This is a genomic window from Variovorax flavidus (assembly GCF_030317145.1).
Lineage (GTDB): Bacteria > Pseudomonadota > Gammaproteobacteria > Burkholderiales > Burkholderiaceae_C > Variovorax > Variovorax flavidus.
On record NZ_JASZYE010000005.1, the window covers coordinates 331,956 to 350,089 of the forward strand.

The following is an 18,134-nucleotide window of genomic DNA, read 5'->3' on the forward strand; positions in this document are numbered from 1 at the left end:
GCCAATCGTATTCTGAATTGGCCTGACCACTTGTCCAATTCAGGACAACCCTTAAGCCCCCTCAATACGCATCTCGTGCCGCTACAGACCGTCGAACCCCGCCGTCTCTATCGCCAGATCGCCGATCAGCTGCGCGCGCTGATCGCCGGCGGCGAGTTCGCGGTCGGTGCACGGCTGCCGGCGGAACGCGACCTGTCCAAGCAACTCGGCGTGAGCCGCCCTTCGGTGCGCGAGGCGCTGATCGCGTTGGAGGTCGAGGGCTGGGTCGAAGTGAGAACGGGCTCCGGGGTCTACGTGCTCGATCGTTCGCACCGCGCGTCCGAGCCGGTAGAGGGGGCCGAGTGGGGTCCGCTGGAGCTGATCCGCGCCCGCCGCGTGGTCGAAGGCGAAACCGCGGCGCTAGCCGCCACGATGGGCAAGCGCAAGGACGTGGACGCCATGACCCGCGCCATCGAAACCATGCGCGAGATGGCTGACCGCAACGTGATGCCGCTCGAAGGCGACAGGGCCTTCCACCTGGCCGTCGTCGACGCCTGCGGCAACGTCGTGCTGTCCGAGACCGTGCAGGGCTTCTGGGATTCGCGCAAGGGTCCGATCTTCACGCGCCTCGGCGGCTACTTCGAGACCGTGAAGTCGTGGCGCTCGGCCATCCAGGAGCACGAAGCCATTCGCGATGCCATCGCCGCACGCGACGCAGACGGCGCGCGCCGGGCGATGCACGAGCACATGGACAAGTCGCACCAGAGATTCAGCGCGAGCTGGCGCCGCGCAAAGGTTTCCTGATCCGCCAGCAGTGTGTTCTCTTTTCCAACCCACAACGGAGACAACCGATGACCAGCAAACGTTTCGCCATCAAGACCATCGCAGCTTGCGCCATCGCTGCCAGCGCGCTCGGCGCCTTCGGCGTCGCGCAGGCGCAGACGAAGCTCAAGTGGGCGCACGTCTATGAAACTTCCGAGCCCTTCCACAAGTACTCGGTGTGGGCGGGCGACGAGATCAAGAAGCGCACCAACGGCAAGTACGAGATCCAGGTGTTCCCGGCGTCGAGCCTGGGCAAGGAATCGGACATCAACCAGGGCCTGACGCTGGGCACGGTGGACATCATCCTGACCGGCGCGAGCTTCGCGGGCAACACTTACAAGCCGCTGGCCGTCACCTACTTCCCCTTCATCTTCCGTGATTCGGAACACCTGTTGAAGTACGCCAAGAGCGACGTGTTCGCGGAGCTGGCCAAGGGCTACGACGAAAAGAGCGGCAACCACATCGTCGCACTCAACTACTACGGCGCACGCAACGTCACCTCCTCGGCGGCAAAGCCGGTCGCCAAGCCGGAAGACATGAAGGGCCTGAAGATCCGGGTGCCTGACGCCCCGGCCTACCTGGCCTTCCCGAAGTCGCTCGGCGCGAACCCGACGCCGATCGCCTTCGCGGAGGTCTATCTGGCGCTGCAGAACGGCACGGTCGACGCACAGGAGAACCCGTTGCCCACCATCGAGGCGAAGAAGTTCTATGAAGTGCAGAAGAACATCTCGCTCACCGGCCACATCGTCGATTCGCTGCTCACGGTGGTCTCCGGCCCGTTGTGGCAAAAGCTCACGCCCGACGAGAAGAAGATCTTCACCGAGGTGATGCAGGAGGCCGCCGAGAAGACCGGCCGCGAAATCATCGCCTCCGAAGCCCGCCTGACCGAGGAGTTCAAGAAGAAGGGCAACAACGTGATCACGGTCGACAAGAACGCGTTCCGCGAAGCGGTGCTCAAGAACACCAAGCCCACGGACCAGGGCTACCGCCAGCAGGACTACGACCGCATCCTGGCGATCAAGTAGAAACCACCCCCGTTTCTTGCTCACTTCGTGTAGCTGAATCCCCCCTCGAGGGGGCAACACCTGCGGCCCGGCGGAGCCGGTTCCGCGGTGTTTCCCGCGAAGGCCGCACCGCAATGCACCTGCAAGGAGATGCGATTGACTGAACAAAAGATCATTGACGACGAGGGGCACTTCCATGCGGAAGACGAGGTGGTCGATCTGTCCGACACCATTGCCGAGGGGTGGATTGCGCTTGCGCTCTTCTGGCTTCTCGGGCTCACGGTGTTCTATCAGTTCGTCACGCGCTATGTGATGAATGATTCCGCGGCATGGACGGAGGAAGTCGCCCGCTACATGCTGATCGGCGTGGTGTTCATCGGCGCGGCGATCGGCGTGGCAAAGAACAATCAGATCCAGGTCGACTTCTTCTATCGCCACATTCCGGCGGCGATGGGCCGCTGGATGTCGAAGGCGGTGGACGTGATCCGCGTCCTCTTCTTCGTCGCGGCTGCGGTCATGACCGTGCAGATGATGATCAAGATCGGCAACCAGACGCGCATGACCATCGTCGACCTGCCGATGAACATCGTCTACGGCCTGTGCCTGTTCGGCTTCGCGGCCATGGCATGGCGCTCGGTGCAGACCGCGCGCATCCACTGGCGCCGCGGCTACAGCGTGCTCGAACGCCCCGAATCCACCCTGGCCGACCACTGACGAACGGAAGCCACGCACATGCTGAAAATCATCTTCCTGGTCTTCATGGCCGGCGGCATTCCGGTCGCCATCGCCATGGCGGGCGCCTCGCTCGCCTACATCCTGTTGTCGAGCAGCCTGCCGCCCTTTGTCGTGATCCACCGCATGGTGAGCGGCATCGACAGCTTCCCGCTGCTGGCCGTGCCCTTCTTCATCCTCGCCGGCAACCTGATGAACAACGCCGGCATCACAACGCGCATCTACAACTTCGCGCTGGCCCTGGTGGGCTGGATGAAGGGTGGACTCGGCCACGTCAACGTGCTGGGCTCGGTGATCTTCGCCGGCATGAGCGGCACCGCGATCGCCGATGCGGCGGGTCTCGGCACGATCGAGATCAAGGCGATGAAGGAGCACGGCTACGAGACCGAATTCGCCGTCGGCGTGACGGCTGCCTCCGCCACGCTCGGCCCCATCATTCCGCCGAGCTTGCCTTTCGTGATCTACGGGATGATGGCCAATGTCTCGGTCGGCGCCCTTTTCCTCGCAGGGATCCTGCCGGGCGCGATGATGGCCATCCTCATGATGCTGACGGTCGCCTATTACGCGCACAAGAACAAGTGGGGCGGCGACGTCAAGTTCTCGAGCACGCGGCTGTTCAAGGCGCTGAGCGAACTCGCCGTGGTGGTCGGCTGGCCGCTGCTGCTGTGGGTGGCCATCGACAAGTTCGGCGCGCCTGCGCAGCTGACCGTGTTCGCCGGCCTCGCGGCGCTCTTCGTGCTGGACAAGATCTTCACCTTCGAGGCGCTGCTGCCGATCATGACGCCGGTGCTGCTGATCGGCGGCATGACCACTGGGCTCTTCACGCCGACCGAAGGCGCGATCGCCGCCTGCGTGTGGGCCATGATCCTCGGCTTCGCGTGGTACGGAACCTTGTCCTGGAAGATGTTCGTCAAAGTCTGCCTGGACACGATCGAAACCACTGCCACGGTGCTTTTCATCGTCGCAGCCGCGTCCATCTTCGGCTGGATGCTGACGGCGACCGGCGTCACGGCGGACATCGCGGCCTGGGTGCTCGGCTTCACGGATCAGGCCTGGGTGTTTCTGCTGCTGGCCAACCTGCTCATGCTGTTCGTCGGCTGCTTCCTGGAGCCGACCGCGGCCATCACGATCCTGGTGCCGATCCTGCTGCCGATCGCGACGCACCTCGGCATCGATCCGATCCACTTCGGGCTGGTGATGGTGCTGAATCTCATGATCGGTCTGCTGCATCCGCCGATGGGCATGGTGCTCTTCGTGCTCGCGCGCGTGGCGGGCCTGAGCTTCGAGCGAACGACCATGGCGATCCTGCCGTGGCTGGTGCCGCTGCTGGTCAGTCTCGCGATCATCACCTACATGCCATCACTGGTACTGTGGTTGCCCAAAATGTTCTTCTGAGCGCACTGCCGCTTGGCACAACAAGGAACACACGATGAATCCCTTTATCCGTCTTCACCCCGCCGACGACGTCGTGATCGCGCGCGGCCAACTGGTCGGCGGCACGCCGGTCGAGGGCGTCACCGCACGCGGGCTGATTCCGCCCGGCCACAAGATTGCCGTGCGCGCCATCGCGCAAGGCGAACCGGTGCGGCGCTACAACCAGATCATCGGCTTCGCGAGCAAGCCGATCGCACCGGGCGAGCACGTGCACACGCACAACCTCGACATGGGGCCGGACAAGGGCCATTTCGAACGCGACTACGCCTTCGGCGCCGATGTGAAGCCGGCGCCCGCGCGGCGCGAGGCGAGCTTCATGGGCATCCGCCGTGCCGACGGCCGCGTAGCGACGCGCAACTACATCGGCGTGCTGACCAGCGTGAACTGCTCGGCCACGGCGGCGCGGGCCATCGCGGACCACTTCTCGCGCAAGACCAATCCTGCCGCGCTCGCGGACTATCCCAACGTCGACGGCGTGGTCGCGCTCACACATGGCACGGGCTGCGGCATGGACACGGGCGGCATGGGCATGGAGATCCTCGAACGCACGCTGACCGGCTATGCGACGCATGCGAACTTCGCGGCGGTGCTGGTGGTCGGCCTGGGCTGTGAGGCCAACCAGATCAACGCATGGCTCGCGACCGGCAACCTGAGCGAAGGCGAGAACTTCCGTGTCTTCAACATCCAGGACACTGGGGGCACGCGCAAGACTGTCGAGAAAGGCGTGGCGCTTATCAACGAAATGCTGCCGCGGGCCAATGCGGTGAAGCGCGAGCCTTGCAGCGCGGCGCACATCACCATCGGGCTGCAATGCGGCGGCTCGGATGGCTACTCCGGCATCAGTGCCAATCCCGCGTTGGGCGCGGCGGTCGACTTGCTGGTCGCGCATGGCGGCACGGCGATCCTGTCGGAAACCCCCGAGGTCTACGGCGCCGAGCACCTTCTCACGCGGCGCGCCGTCAAGCGCGAGGTCGGAGAGAAACTGGTCGAACGCATCCGCTGGTGGGAGCACTACACCGCCATCAACGAAGGCGAGATGAACAACAACCCCTCGCCGGGCAACAAGGCAGGCGGGCTCACGACCATCCTCGAAAAGTCGCTCGGCGCGGTCGCCAAGGGCGGCACGAGCAACCTCGAAGCGGTGTATGAATACGCCGAGCCCGTGACGGCACATGGCTTCGTCTACATGGACACGCCGGGCTATGACCCGGTGAGCGCCACCGGACAGGTCGCCGGCGGCGCGAACATGATCTGCTTCACCACCGGCCGCGGTTCCGCCTACGGCTGCGCCCCCTCGCCTTCACTGAAGCTCGCTACAAATTCCGCGCTCTGGCAGCGGCAGGAGGAGGACATGGACATCAACTGCGGCGAGATCGTCGAAGGAACGGTGTCCATCCAGGAGATGGGGCAGCGCATCTTCGAGCTGGTTCTCGCCACGGCATCGGGCGAGCACTCGAAGAGTGAACAACACGGCTACGGCCAGAACGAATTCGTGCCGTGGCAAGTCGGCGCTGTCATGTGAGCCAAACAGGAAGCTTTATGTCCCAGACCCTTCAAGCATCGACCTTGCGGACGCAGGTCGCATCGATCATCCAAGCCGCCGGCAGCACACCGGCCGAAGCCGGACAGGTCGCGGCCAACCTCGTGCTCGCCAATCTCAGCGGCCATGATTCGCATGGGGTCGGCATGGTGCCGCGGTATGTGGATGCCGTGGTCGAAGGCGGGCTCAAGCCGAACGCCTCGGTCAAGGTCAATCTTGACGCCGGTGCCATGCTGGCGCTCGACGGCCAGCGCGGCTACGGGCAAATCGTCGGCGTGCAGGCGATGGAACTCGGCATAGCGCGCGCGAAGCAGCAAGGCAGCTGCATCCTCTCGCTAGCGAACGCGCATCACCTGGGGCGCATCGGGCACTTCGCGGAAATGGCGACGGCACAAGGGCTGGTGGCGATGCACTTCGTCAACGTGCTGTCGCGGCCGGTGGTTGCACCGTGGGGCGGTGGCGATGGCCGCTTCGGCACCAATCCCTGCTGCATCGGCGTGCCGCTCGCGGGCGCCGAGCCCTTCATCCTCGACTTCGCGACCAGTCGGGTTGCGCAGGGAAAGATGCGCGTGGCCTACAACAAGGGCGAGCGCGTGCCACCGGGCCACCTGATCGACGAGCACGGCGCTCCGACCGATGATCCGGGCGTTGTCGTCGTCCCGCAGAGCAACGGCCTTTTCGGCGCACTCATGACCTTCGGTGAGCACAAGGGCTACGGCATGGCCGTGGCCTGCGAGTTGCTCGGCGGCGCGCTGACCGGCGGCGGCACCTGGCATCGCCCGGCCGATACGGCGCGCACCGTCCTCAACGGCATGCTGGCCGTGCTGATCGATCCAGCGAAGCTGGGCACGCAAGCCGCATTCGAGCAAGAGGCGCGAGCCTTCGTCGATTGGCTTCGCCAGAGTCCACCGGGCGCGGGCTTCGACGCCGTGCAGATCGCCGGCGAGCCCGAACGCAAGGCGCGCGCGGCGCGCGAGCGCAAGGGCATCTGGCTGGACGATGCAACCTGGGGCGAGATCGTCGAATCCGGCCGCAAGGTGGGGGTGTCGATCGCTTGATTGTTTCCAAACGGGTGACGCGGTTCTTCCAAATGCGAGGGTTTTTACTGATCGATTGGTCTCAAACTTCATCCCACGGACCAGCAGGAAGCTGATCTGGGTGAACAGGGCACAGAGCGATGTGGCCACCCCAAAAGGGGGTTGGCAACTCACCCCGAGACCGGTTCGAATCGTCCCAACGCATTGAAGGAAATTGAAATGAAGACCTCGAAACTCATCGCTGCGGCCGCTCTCTCCGTCTTGGCCGCCGCGGGTGCACACGCCGAAACCTACGAAGGCGTGCACCCCCTGACCACCGCCAACAGCCGTGCCAACGTCAGCGCCGAAGCGACTGTGGCTGCACGCAGCGGCAACCCATACGGTGACGGCTCGGATGCCGGCGTGCAGACCGTGGCGTCGAACACCGACCGCGCCGCCGTCCGTGCACAAGCCGTGGCTGCAGCGCACAACCCGCTGCAAAGCCTCGACCGCCGCGCCTTCTACCGCGACCAGGTGCCGGCCGCCTACTACAAGCCGAAGGTTTCGGTGACGCGCCAAGCCGGCCTGTAATCCATCCAGGGCATGCTGAAGGCCGGGTCCGCGAGTTGGCGGGCCCGGCCTTTTTCATCAGCGCCCTGCGGTCTTGCCCGGTGTGCCGCCGCTTTCGGCCTGCCGGTTCAACTGCGCGCGCACGTAGTCGACGTGCTGGCGCAAGGTGTAGACCCTGTCCGTGAAGTCGAGCGGAAACTTCGTATGGACAATCTCGCCTTCGATTCGATCGAGTTGCGCGAGGGCTTCGCGCCGTTCTTCGGCATCGAGCTTGCGCGACGCGAGGTCCTGCTCGAGAAATTTCAGTTCCCCGTAACGGCGGTACAGGCGACTCTGGCGCCGCCAGTTGAGCAATCCGGGCAGCAACCGGGCCAGCGGAACCAAGATGGCCGCCAAGGGAACCAGCAGCAGCAAGAGCCGCTGTACATAGTTCGCCGCCCAGAAAGGCAGGTAGCTTTGCAGGAAGGGGCGACCGTTCTTGAAATACCGCTCCGCCTCGGTCGACAGGGGGAAATCAGTTGCCCTCGGGCTCGGGAATTCGTCGGGCCGGTTGATCAGGCTGGGCTGCCTGTGCACCTGGCGCGCCGCCTCGAGCAGCAGATAGGCCAACGCCGGGTGAAGCTCATCTCGCACGACCAGGTTGGCGGTCGTCGCCAGCAGTTCGACGTCGCGGGGAGGCAGGTCGCGCTTCGGGTCGACCGAGCCACGCTTCAATATCACGGGCTGGAAGAACGGAAAGCGGCGCGAGAGCCCCTCGACATGGTCCAGCGAGGCGAGACGCGCCGCTCCGTCCGACAGAAGTCTTTGTACTGCCGGCGCCTGGGGCGCCGCAATGACGATGACCGCGTCGATCTGGTGGCTGTCGAGCATGTCCACGGCCGCCATCCCGCCTGCGCTCACGAAGGTGGTGCCGTCAGGTGCATTCCGCTGGCCGTCCGCGACCACGACGCCGTAGATCGACAACAACTGGACGGCGACCTGGTAATTGCCGCTGCCCGGAACGCCGACCGCGATCCGTTTGCCCGCGAGTGCGCCCAGGCCCTTGGATAGGTCGAGCGTGTGCGTGAAGATCCACACCGGCTCGAAGGACACGGTGGCCAGCGAGCGCAATGGCGTCGAATCGGGCGACGCATCGGGATCGAGTGCCAGCACGCCCGTGCCGCCCTGGACGAAGGCCACCGAGACCGAACCCTCATTCAGCCGCTGCAGGTTCTCGACGCCGCCGCTCGAAGGGCGCAACTCGAGCGCAATGCCGTTGGCACGAAGGATGTCCTGGTAGCGCTGCCCGAAGCGGTGGTAGGCGCCGTCCGCCACGCCGGTGCTCATGACCAACGTGCGCGGTGGCGTCGGGCTGACGTAGCGAACCACGACCCAGATCCCGGCCGTGAGGGCGGCAATCAGCGCCAGCCAGTACAACAGGCGACGACCGGTGGGCAGCGTTGGCAATGCCGGAGCCTTCATGCTTGAACCTGAAGCGTCGAGATGATGCATTCTGCCTTCCGACCAGCATCGTCTTCGACCGGGTATCGCTGATGCGCCAGGGAAGTCAGCACCAACTGTTTCAATGTCGCAGCTACTGCGTCGTCGGCTTGAGCTATGGTCTTCGCAGCTACCCACTTTTCGAAGGAGTCGCCATGACCCGATCTCAATTTCGTTTCGCCCGTGTGGGCGCCGCTCTCGTTGTGCTCGCCGCAGGGTCGGTCCACGCCCAGGGCCTGGACATGCTGAAGGGACTTGGCGGCGGAGGCGGCTCGTCCGCGCTTGGCTCGATGTCTTCGGGCAGCCTCGGCAATGCCGCGGGCGTTCTCGAGTACTGCCTCAAGAACAACTACCTGAGCGGGGACGCCGCATCCTCGGTGAAGGACCAGCTCATGAGCAAGATCCCCGGAGGCAAGCCCGCATCGGACAGCGGCTATGTCGACGGCTCGCAGGGCATCCTGACCGGTAGCGACGGCAAGAAGATGGACCTGACCGGCGGCGGCTTGAAGCAGGAAATCACAAAGAGGGCCTGCGACTTCGTCCTCAAGCAAGGCAAGAGCATGATCTGACGCCAAGGGCACTGCCAGCGGACCGGTCCGACCGGCGGCGGCCGCAGGAGATGCCCCCGCCAGCAGCCTCAAAGCATCAGTGCGACCGCAGCGTCCAGGTGCTCTGAAGGGGCGCGGCGGAAGCCCGAACGGGCAAAGCGCTGCAGCCGCCCCACCACGAAGGCCGTCAACGCGGACGCCCTCACCTGCGCATCGACGCTCGGCGTGGCCGAACCGTCACCCGACGCAGCGTCGCGGAGGGCTTGTCGCAGGGTCGCCTCGATCTTGTCGAAGAACTGGTTCATGCGGCTCTGCAGCCGTTCGTTCTCGAAGACCAGTGCATCGCCGACCATCACGCGCGTCATGCCCGGATTCTTCTCGGCGAACTGGACCAGCATCGCGACGATGCGCGCCGCCTGCTCGTTCCCCGCGTCTTCGCGTTCGACGATCTGGTTGACGAGCGTGAACACGCTCTGCTCGATGAAGTCGATCAGGCCTTCGAACATCTGCGCCTTGCTGGCGAAATGCCGGTAGAGCGCGGCTTCGCTGACGTCGAGCCTGGCCGCCAGGGCCGCGGTCGTCACACGCTCGGCGCCAGGCTGCTCGAGCATGGCGGCCAGGGCCTGGAGGATCTGCACGCGCCGCTCGCCCGGCTTGGGGCGCTTGCGGGTCGGTACGGCCACCGGGTCTGAACTGATTGGCGCGTCGGAGGCGCTTTGCTCGTCGTTCTGCATGGGCGCGTGCAAAATGTAAAAAAATGATTCTCGCACACGCCAGTTAGCGCGCGCCAACCGGGCATGCCCTGCTTGTCGCGCAGAATCGACAGGTAGTTCCACGGGGGCGGCACGCCAACTAAGTATGAGTCAGAACATTCTTGTGACCGGCGGGGCCGGATTCATCGGCAGTCACGCCTGCGTAGCGCTGGCGGCGGCCGGCTATACGCCGTTGATCCTGGATAACCTGGGCAACAGTGACATCCGCGTCCTGGAGCGGCTGGAACGCATCATCGGCACCAGGCCGCGCTTCATCGAGGGCGACGTGCGAGACCGGGCCTTGCTCGACAAGCTCTTTCGCGAGCAGCCGGTCGGCGGTGTCATCCATTTCGCAGGCCTCAAGGCGGTCGGCGACTCGGTCGCAGACCCGATCACCTACTACGACAACAACGTGCATGGCACTTTCGTGCTGGCCGCCGCCATGCAGGCGGCGGGCGTGCGCACATTGATCTTCTCGTCCTCGGCGACCGTCTATGGCGACCCCGACCGCTCACCGATCCCGGAGGACGCGCCCTTGCGGCCGGCCAACCCCTACGGCCGATCGAAGCTCATGGTCGAAGAGGCGCTGGGTGACCTGCATCGCGCGCATCCAGCCTGGCGCATCGCGCTGCTGCGTTACTTCAACCCCGTCGGCGCGCACGAAAGCGGCCTGATCGGCGAACACCCGCAGGGCAAGCCGAACAACCTGATGCCTTTCGTGTCCCAAGTGGCGGTCGGCCTGCGCGACAAGCTCGCCGTGCACGGCGGCGACTACCCGACGCCGGACGGCACCGGCGTGCGTGACTACGTGCACGTCATGGACCTCGCCGAAGGCCATGTGGCCGCCCTGCGTCACGCAGAAAAACAGCCCGGACTGGTCACCCTCAACCTGGGAACCGGCCACGGCGCCTCGGTGCTGGACGTAGTCAAGGCCTTCGAACGCGCCAGCGGCCAGAGCATCGCCTACGAAATCGGCCCGCGCAGGCCCGGTGACGTCCCCGCCTACTGGGGTGACCCGACACTGGCGCAAGCCACATTGGGCTGGCGCGCGTCACGCGGCCTGGACCAGATGTGCGCCGACAGTTGGCGCTGGCAACAGGCCAACCCCAACGGCTACACGTAGCCCGAAGGGCAAGTGAAACGAAGCCCGTCCGCGAAACACCGCGGATCCGGCTCCGCCGGTCCGCCGGTGTTGCCCCCGGCAGGGGGTAGGCGAAGCGACACGAAGTGCGCGCAGCCTGGGGGCGAGCTCTACCTCGCCCGGATCATCGTGCCGTAGGCCTGGTCGGTAAGGATTTCCAGCAGCATGGCGTGCGGGACCCGGCCGTCGATGATGTGCACTGCGTTCACACCGCTCTTCGCCGCATCGAGTGCGCCTTCGATCTTCGGCAGCATGCCGCCGGAGATGGTGCCGTCGGCAAAGAGTTCGTCGATTTCGCGGGCGCTCAGGTCGGTCAGCAGCTTGCCGTCCTTGTCGAGCACGCCCGGCGTGTTGGTGAGCATCATCAGCTTCTCGGCCCTGAGCACGGTGGCGAGCTTTCCCGCGACGACGTCCGCGTTGATGTTGTAGCTCTCGTTTTCCTCGCCGAAGCCGATCGGGCTCACGACGGGAATGAAGGCATCGTCCTGCAGCGCCTTGACCACGCTCGGATCGATCGAGACGATGTCGCCGACCTGCCCGACGTCGTGATGCAGGTTGGGATCGTTGCGGTCGGCCATCTTGAGTTTCTGCGCGCGGATCAGTCCGCCGTCGCGCCCCGTCAGCCCCACTGCCTTGCCACCAGCCTGGTTGATCAGGCCCACGATGTCCTGTTGGACCTCACCGGCCAGCACCCACTCGACGACCTCCATGGTCTCCGAGTCGGTCACGCGCATGCCCTGGATGAAATGGCCCTTCTTGCCGAGCCGGTTGAGCGCCGCCTCGATCTGCGGGCCGCCGCCGTGCACCACCACCGGATTCATGCCGACCAGCTTGAGCAGCACCACGTCTTCGGCGAAGTCGGCCTGCAGTTCGGGATCGGTCATGGCATTGCCACCGTACTTGATGACGATCGTCTTGCCGTGGAACTTGCGGATGTACGGAAGCGCCTGGGCCAGGATTTCGGCCTTGTCGCGCGGTGGAATGTTGAGCACGGGATCGGTCATGGTGAGCAACAGAAAGAGGAGACTTTGAATTGTGGCGGAACGTCAGGGGCGCAGCCAGCGCGGCACCTTGAAGCGCACGATCATCAGGTAGGCGGCGACGTATGTCGCCACGAACAGGGCACAGAACGCCATCAGCACGGGCGTGTTGTTCCAGAACAGCACGGCCGGCACCACCGTCAGCGCCGCGAAGATCCACAGATACGGCGATGTCCGATTGTTGCGCGCGAGCAGTTGGCGTGCTTCGTCGTCCGCGAATGCCACGCGAACGATGCGCCGGAAGATCAACTGGTGAAAATGCAGCGCGTCCGCCGTCCCTGGGGATTGCCCCCGCGCGATCTTGCGGTAGATGGAAAACACCGTCTCCCACACCGGGTAGATCAGGAGCAGCATCGGAAACCAGGGCGAAACGACCCGGTGACGCTGCACCAGCGTCACCGCTGCCACCGCGATCACCATGCCCCAGACGTAGGCGCCGCCGTCCCCGGCGAAGATCTTGCCGCGCGGGTAGTTCCAGATCAGGAAGCCGACCGTCGCGCCGACGAGGCAGATCACCATGGCGGCCAACTGGCGGTCACCCACCTGAAGCGCCACATGCGAGATGGCCAGGCAGACCAGCACGGCCACTGTGCCCGCCAGTCCGTTGTAGCCGTCGATGATGTTGAACGCATGCGGCAGGCCGCCGATGGCAAACGCGGCAAACAGAAGCCCCGCATACGGCGCAGCCTGCATCCAACCGTCGACAGTGGCGATGCCGGTCCGGGACACCCCCAGATGCAACACCCAGCACAGGAGCAGCGCGGAGCCGATGGTGAGCCCAAGCCGGTATCGAACCGACACCCGCTGGGTCACATCCTCGATGATGCCGCCGAGCACGGCCGGGGCGATGCACAGCAGCGTCAGCGCGGAGGCCTTCAGAGGCCACGACACGTTGAAGGGGTCCGAAGGCACCCCTGCGACCAACCAGGCGACACCCATGCCCACCAGAATGCCGGCACCTCCCAACCGCGGCACGTGGCCCTTGTGAAAGCGCTGCGGCATGTCGTGGGCGTAGCGCCGCGCGTGCCGGCGCGCCCGGCGCATGAAGATCTGCACGGCAAATGCAGAGAGAAGAAAACTGATGACGATCAGAGCAATCATGGGTAGGGGCGGGAACCATAGAATTCCCGGGCGAAATTAGACCATGCCGATGTCCCCGCCCCACTCTCCTCCCATCACGGTTTCAATCGTGAGCCATGGCCAGCTCGACCTGGTGCTCCCGCTGATCGAGGAATTGGACCGCTTCAACTGCGGCGTCGTCGCCAAGCTCGTACTCACGCTCAACATCCCCGAGCCCGACCTGCTGGCAGGCCGTACGTGGGGATTCGAGATCGAACGCATCGAGAACACCGCTCCCAAGGGTTTCGGCGCAAACCACAACCAGGCCTTTGCGCGTTGTGCGACGCCGTGGTTCCTGGTGCTCAATCCGGACATCCGCTTCGACAGCGACGTACTCACACCGCTGATCGCGCAAGCGGAGACGGACAGTGGCCTCCTGGCGCCGCGAATCCTCGAACCCGGAAAGCCGACACCCGAGCAGCACCGCGCGATCATCACGCCCCTGGAGATCGTTTCGCGCAAGCGCCCCGACTACGAGCGGCCGGCGATCCCGGCCTGGATTCCGGGGCTGTTCATGCTGTTTCGAAGCGGGGCCTACCGCGAGATTGGAGGCTTCGACGAACGCTTCTTCATGTACGGCGAGGACTTCGACATCTGCGCCCGGCTGCGCCTCGCTGGATGGAAGCTGCAGATTGCGGAGCAACTACAGGCCCGGCATGACGCGCGACGGGCAAGTCATCGGAGCAAGCGGCATCTCTACTGGCACGTGACCAGCCTGCTCAAGGTGTGGTCGTCGGCGGCTTTCTGGCGCTATTGGCGGCTGGAGCGGGCTGGCTGAGTCAGACCGATTCGAACAGGTCGCGGACCACACCCCGCACACCGCGGCCGAATTTCTCATAGCGGCCTGTCATGGCCTCCCGAAGCACCGGCACGCAGCGCGCCAGTCGGCTTGCCGGCAGCGCTGCGCGAAAGCGCTGGTGCTCGATCTTGGAACGCACCTTCTCGACGATGACGGGCGACACCCGGTCTCCCAGTTCCAGCAGGCGCTCGAGAAGGATCTCTGCCTTGATGGCACGCTTCACGTGCGTGTCGCCCCGTGATGCCAGGGCCTTGCGAACCTTGCCCATGAACGAGTCACGGCGGGCACCGATCTGGTTCGATTCGTGCTGGCGATAGTCGATCAGGCAGTCCTCGATTGCATCGACACCGCCCGTCGCGGCCGCGACGATGGCGAGCCACTCGTCGTGCACCCACTCAACCGGAAACGGCAGCGCCGAAACCATAGGCAAGCGACGGAACACCGTGGTCGCGCCCGTCACCAGGTTGCGGCGGAGGAAAACGTCAAATGCCATGCCGCCATGAATGCGCTCCAACTCCGACCGCTGGACCTCGAGCGCGTGAAACAGCGAACCACCCTTGTCGCGCCCCGCGGCATCCACCAGGCGGGCATCGGTATGCAGAAGGAGCAGATCGGGGCGGCGTTCGAACTCGGCCATCATTCGCGCCAGACGCTCGGGATGCCACACATCGTCCTGATCGCAGAGTGCGACGAATTCGTGTGTGCAGGCACGCACGGCCTGCTCGAAATTCTTGGTCACGCGCAAGGCCGGAGAATTGCGCAGCACGCGAACCTCGATCGCCAGGCCCGGTCGCTCGCGAAGGCACTCTGCAACCGTCTCGCCGGCCGCCTCGACACACCGATCGCGCGACTCGTCGTCGGAAAGCACGATCTCGCGCGGCGGCAGGCTCTGCAGGCAGATGCTGCGAACCTGCTCACGGATGAATCGTTCACCATTGTGAGTGCACAGGGCGACTGAGATGGATGCTAGGCTCATCGTGTCCTCTTGATCTGTTCCGAAGACAGGGAAGCCCCGCGCGCTGCGCCCGACCTTGTCGAAAAGGCTGGCAAGATCACCAATTCTTGTGTTTCCATCGCTATCAGAATCTGCTGAATCGCTCCATTCTTCCAGACAGTACGGGTCGGTAAAATTGCCGGCCTTTAACCGCCCCCAAAATATGCGCTTGCTATCAGTTGTCCTCTCGGGAGGTTCCGGCTCCCGACTTTGGCCGGCATCGCGCCAAGCCTTCCCCAAGCCCTTCATGAAGCTTGGCGGCTCGACCTTGCTGCAACAGGCTGTTGAGCGGGGTCAGGCGTGTGGGACCGGCGACCTCATGATCGTGACCAACAAGGACCACCTGTTCCTGACTCGAGATGTCTTGCAGCAGAGTAGCAATCCTCCGGCGGCCACGCTGTTGCTCGAGCCGAAGGGGCGCAATACCGCTCCGGCCATCGCGCTCGCGGCACTCCAGTGCACGGCACAGTTCGGCGGCGACACAGTGATGCTGATCCTGTCCGCCGATCATTTGGTCCCGGACGTCGAGCAGTTTGTCGCCAGTGCACGCCAAGCCGTGAGGATCGCGAGGCAAGGGGCACTGGTTGTGTTCGGCATCAGTCCGACCAGTCCGAATACCGGCTTCGGCTACATCGAAGTGGAACACGTTTCGCGCGAGAGCCAACGGGCCATTCGCTTCGTGGAAAAGCCTGACCTCCAGACGGCGCAGGAATATCTTGCAACCGGGCGCTACTACTGGAACAGCGGCATGTTCTGCTTCACTGCGGACGCAATCATCGCAGCCTTTGAACAGAACGCGCCCGAGGTCCTGGAAGCCGCTCGCCGGGCCATGGAATCGTCGAAGACGGTCGCCGGGACGGTCCAGTTCGACCCGCATATCTTCAGCCTTCAGCCGGACATCAGCATTGACTACGCAGTGATGGAACGCGCGGACAACGTTCAGGTGGTTCCCGCCAAATTCAGTTGGAGCGATGTGGGCTCGTGGCCTTCGGTTACCGAAGCCCACACTGCTGATGCGAGCGGCAATACCATGCCTGCCGATTGTGTCGCCATCGACACGACAGGCACACATATTCAAGTCGACAGCCATGGCCCCAAGATCGTGGCGACGCTGGGAGTGCATGACCTCGTCATCGTCGATACGCCGGACGCGTTGCTGGTCGCACACAAGAACAGCGCTCAGGACGTCAAGAAGGTCGTTCAGGCGCTGACCATCCGCAAGCACGAATCTGTCCTTCTGCCCGCGGTGGTCCATCGTCCTTGGGGAACCTATGCCTCGCTCAAGGAGGAAGGCGGCTACAAGGTCAAGCGCATTACGGTCAAGCCGGGCGAATCACTTTCGCTCCAGTATCACCACCAGCGAGCCGAGCATTGGGTCGTGGTGCGCGGTACAGCAATGGTTCAGGTCGGTGACGTGGAATACGAAACCCTCCCTGGCGAGTACAGATATATCCCTCTTAAAGAAAGACATCGATTGACGAACATTGGCAAGGACGAACTGGTACTCATCGAAGTCCAGTGCGGCAATTACCTCGGAGAAGACGACATCGTGCGCTTGGCCGACACCTACGGGCGAGTATGAGTACCGCACATTCCAATTTGCACCGCAGCCCTTGGGCGGATTGGTGGGAGGGCACCCGCCGCACCGATATTTGGTGGACTCTGGCCTGGTTCGACATCGTCTTGCGCTATCGGCGTTCCATGCTCGGGCCGTTGTGGCTCACGCTCAGCATGGGCGCGATGATCGGCGGAATGGGACCGCTCTATAGCTCACTGTTCGGCACTGAACTTTCGAAATTCTTTCCTCACCTGGCGCTTGGAATTATTTTCTGGAGTTTTTTCGCCAGCATGGTGACCGATGCGTGCACCGCCTTCATTGGGTCTTCCAACTATCTCAAGCAAGGCTACTTTCCGATAAGCCTTTTCGTCTGGCGGAGCATGGCGCGAAACATGATTCAGTTCGCTCACCATATTGTTCTGTATATCCCGGTGGCTTGGTGGGCAGGTATTTCGCTTTCGTCGTCTGCATTGTTGGTTGTGCCTGCTTTCCTGCTCATGCTTGTCAACGCTCATGCGCTCGGCATTGCGGTTGGACTCGTGTGTACGCGCTTCCGTGATGTCACGCAGATCATTACCAGCGTCATGCAGATGCTCATGTTCCTGACGCCCGTGTTCTGGCTCCCTGAGAGCCTCCCCGGCCGCGCCCAATACATCCTCTACAACCCTTTTGCGCAAATGCTCGATCTTCTCCGGACTCCCTTGATGGGTGGCGTTGCGAGCACGCATAGTTGGTGGGGAATCGCTGGCTGGACAGTGGTCAGTCTTGTCGCGTCCAGCCTGCTCTTTGCGAAGTATCGTCGGCGCGTCGTCTACTGGCTGTAAAACATGGCTTTCATTTCTCTCAAAAACGTTTCGGTCAATTTTCCAATTTACGGAGCGGGCGCCAATTCACTGAAGAAGACGCTGGCTGCCTCCGTTACCGGCGGCCGCTTCGGCAAAGAGACCGGGGTCAACGTTGTGCAGGCGTTGAGCAATATCGACCTGGAACTCAGAAGCGGTGATCGACTTGGCTTGATTGGACACAACGGCGCGGGCAAATCCACCTTGCTGCGCGCGCTCGCTGGCGTCTACGAACCGTCCTCGGGCGAATTCGTTCGCAAGGGGACGGTATCGAGTCTGATCGACCCATCGCTGGGCATCGAGCCAGATGCCACCGGCGTGGAAAACATCATGCTGAGAGGCTTGGTCATGGGCATGAGTCGGAAGCAAATCGAGAATCTGACCGCAGGCATCTGCGAATTCAGTGGCCTTGGGGAGTACGTCAACATGCCCGTGCGGACCTATTCCACCGGCATGATGATGCGCCTAGCATTCTCGATTTCCACGAGCGTCGAAGCGGACATTTTGCTTATGGACGAGTGGCTTTCGGTCGGGGATGCGGAATTCACAGAAAAAGCTGAAAAAAGAATGAAAGACGTCGTCTCGAAGTCGGGCATTCTGGTACTGGCATCGCATTCGCCGGCCCTGATTGCGAAGGAGTGCAATCGGGTCATCCATCTGGAACACGGGCGAATCATTGAAACTTGAAAGCCCCCCTCAACTCCTCGCCAGCACACGGACGAGGAGCGCACCCCGCGACCGATGTCGACTGTCAGCGGGCCTCCG

At 63.6% G+C, this 18,134-nt stretch carries 18 protein-coding genes; 13 read left to right on the forward strand and 5 right to left on the reverse strand.

Annotated features, from left to right (window positions below):
* The first annotated feature begins 75 nt into the window (after positions 1-75).
* The 7 genes from QTH90_RS23385 to QTH90_RS23415 all read left to right on the forward strand — a co-directional run bounded on the left by QTH90_RS23385 (position 76) and on the right by QTH90_RS23415 (position 7,118).
* Positions 76-783, forward strand: coding sequence for a FadR/GntR family transcriptional regulator (locus tag QTH90_RS23385; protein WP_286666955.1), 708 nt, complete (start codon positions 76-78; stop codon positions 781-783).
* A gap of 47 nt (positions 784-830) precedes the next feature.
* The gene (locus QTH90_RS23390; protein ID WP_286666956.1) at positions 831-1,826 is read left to right on the forward strand and encodes a sialic acid TRAP transporter substrate-binding protein SiaP; all 996 of its coding nucleotides are present in this window, start codon (positions 831-833) and stop codon (positions 1,824-1,826) included.
* 135 nt (positions 1,827-1,961) lie between these two features.
* On the forward strand, positions 1,962-2,519 hold the full coding sequence (locus tag QTH90_RS23395; protein ID WP_286571301.1) for a TRAP transporter small permease: 558 nt from the start codon (positions 1,962-1,964) through the stop codon (positions 2,517-2,519).
* An 18-nt stretch (positions 2,520-2,537) separates the two neighbouring features.
* Positions 2,538-3,932, forward strand: a complete 1,395-nt coding sequence (locus QTH90_RS23400; RefSeq protein WP_286666957.1) for a TRAP transporter large permease — start codon at positions 2,538-2,540, stop codon at positions 3,930-3,932.
* A gap of 34 nt (positions 3,933-3,966) precedes the next feature.
* On the forward strand, positions 3,967-5,493 hold the full coding sequence (locus tag QTH90_RS23405; protein WP_286666958.1) for a UxaA family hydrolase: 1,527 nt from the start codon (positions 3,967-3,969) through the stop codon (positions 5,491-5,493).
* A gap of 17 nt (positions 5,494-5,510) precedes the next feature.
* Positions 5,511-6,569, forward strand: a complete 1,059-nt coding sequence (locus tag QTH90_RS23410; RefSeq protein ID WP_286666959.1) for a malate/lactate/ureidoglycolate dehydrogenase — start codon at positions 5,511-5,513, stop codon at positions 6,567-6,569.
* Positions 6,570-6,767: 198 nt separating this feature from the next.
* Positions 6,768-7,118, forward strand: a complete 351-nt coding sequence (locus QTH90_RS23415; RefSeq protein ID WP_286666960.1) for an alpha/beta hydrolase — start codon at positions 6,768-6,770, stop codon at positions 7,116-7,118.
* Between the two features lie 57 nt (positions 7,119-7,175).
* Here QTH90_RS23415 and QTH90_RS23420 read toward each other — a convergent pair whose 3' ends face one another.
* Positions 7,176-8,558: a TAXI family TRAP transporter solute-binding subunit gene (locus tag QTH90_RS23420; protein ID WP_286666961.1), complete on the reverse strand. Its 1,383-nt coding sequence runs from the start codon at positions 8,556-8,558 to the stop codon at positions 7,176-7,178.
* A 173-nt stretch (positions 8,559-8,731) separates the two neighbouring features.
* Here QTH90_RS23420 and QTH90_RS23425 point away from each other — a divergent pair, with 173 nt between their 5' ends.
* The gene (locus tag QTH90_RS23425) at positions 8,732-9,145 is read left to right on the forward strand and encodes a YjjA family protein (RefSeq protein ID WP_286666962.1); all 414 of its coding nucleotides are present in this window, start codon (positions 8,732-8,734) and stop codon (positions 9,143-9,145) included.
* A gap of 68 nt (positions 9,146-9,213) precedes the next feature.
* Here QTH90_RS23425 and slmA read toward each other — a convergent pair whose 3' ends face one another.
* Positions 9,214-9,858, reverse strand: a complete 645-nt coding sequence (slmA, locus tag QTH90_RS23430) for a nucleoid occlusion factor SlmA (RefSeq protein ID WP_286666963.1) — start codon at positions 9,856-9,858, stop codon at positions 9,214-9,216.
* A gap of 124 nt (positions 9,859-9,982) precedes the next feature.
* On the opposite strand from slmA, the gene galE reads away from it, so the two are divergent.
* Positions 9,983-10,999 (forward strand): UDP-glucose 4-epimerase GalE, encoded by a 1,017-nt coding sequence (gene galE, locus QTH90_RS23435; protein ID WP_286666964.1) that lies wholly within the window; start codon positions 9,983-9,985, stop codon positions 10,997-10,999.
* A gap of 128 nt (positions 11,000-11,127) precedes the next feature.
* On the opposite strand, the gene argB is transcribed toward galE, so the two are convergent.
* Together argB and QTH90_RS23445 are read right to left on the reverse strand one after the other, a co-directional pair.
* Positions 11,128-12,021 carry an acetylglutamate kinase gene (argB, locus tag QTH90_RS23440; RefSeq protein WP_286666965.1) on the reverse strand — a complete coding sequence of 298 codons (894 nt, stop codon included), beginning with the start codon at positions 12,019-12,021 and terminating at the stop codon, positions 11,128-11,130.
* 42 nt (positions 12,022-12,063) lie between these two features.
* Complete coding sequence (locus QTH90_RS23445; protein WP_286666966.1) at positions 12,064-13,158, reverse strand: MraY family glycosyltransferase; 1,095 nt, start codon at positions 13,156-13,158, stop codon at positions 12,064-12,066.
* 49 nt (positions 13,159-13,207) lie between these two features.
* Here QTH90_RS23445 and QTH90_RS23450 point away from each other — a divergent pair, with 49 nt between their 5' ends.
* Entirely contained in the window at positions 13,208-13,954 is a 747-nt protein-coding gene (locus tag QTH90_RS23450; RefSeq protein ID WP_286666967.1) for a glycosyltransferase family 2 protein, read from the forward strand.
* Position 13,955: 1 nt separating this feature from the next.
* Here QTH90_RS23450 and QTH90_RS23455 read toward each other — a convergent pair whose 3' ends face one another.
* Positions 13,956-15,218: a glycosyltransferase family 2 protein gene (locus QTH90_RS23455; protein WP_286666969.1), complete on the reverse strand. Its 1,263-nt coding sequence runs from the start codon at positions 15,216-15,218 to the stop codon at positions 13,956-13,958.
* Between QTH90_RS23455 and QTH90_RS23460 the strand changes: the two genes are divergently transcribed.
* The 3 genes from QTH90_RS23460 to QTH90_RS23470 are packed head-to-tail and all read left to right on the forward strand — an operon-like array spanning position 15,133 to position 18,056.
* Entirely contained in the window at positions 15,133-16,551 is a 1,419-nt protein-coding gene (locus QTH90_RS23460; RefSeq protein WP_286666970.1) for a mannose-1-phosphate guanylyltransferase/mannose-6-phosphate isomerase, read from the forward strand. The genes QTH90_RS23455 and QTH90_RS23460 overlap by 86 nt on opposite strands.
* Positions 16,548-17,351 carry an ABC transporter permease gene (locus QTH90_RS23465; RefSeq protein ID WP_286666971.1) on the forward strand — a complete coding sequence of 268 codons (804 nt, stop codon included), beginning with the start codon at positions 16,548-16,550 and terminating at the stop codon, positions 17,349-17,351. The genes QTH90_RS23460 and QTH90_RS23465 overlap by 4 nt, the downstream gene beginning before the upstream one ends.
* Positions 17,352-17,354: 3 nt before the next feature.
* A complete protein-coding gene (locus QTH90_RS23470) occupies positions 17,355-18,056 on the forward strand; it encodes an ABC transporter ATP-binding protein (protein WP_286666972.1) in 702 nt (233 codons plus the stop codon).
* Positions 18,057-18,134 lie beyond the last annotated feature (78 nt).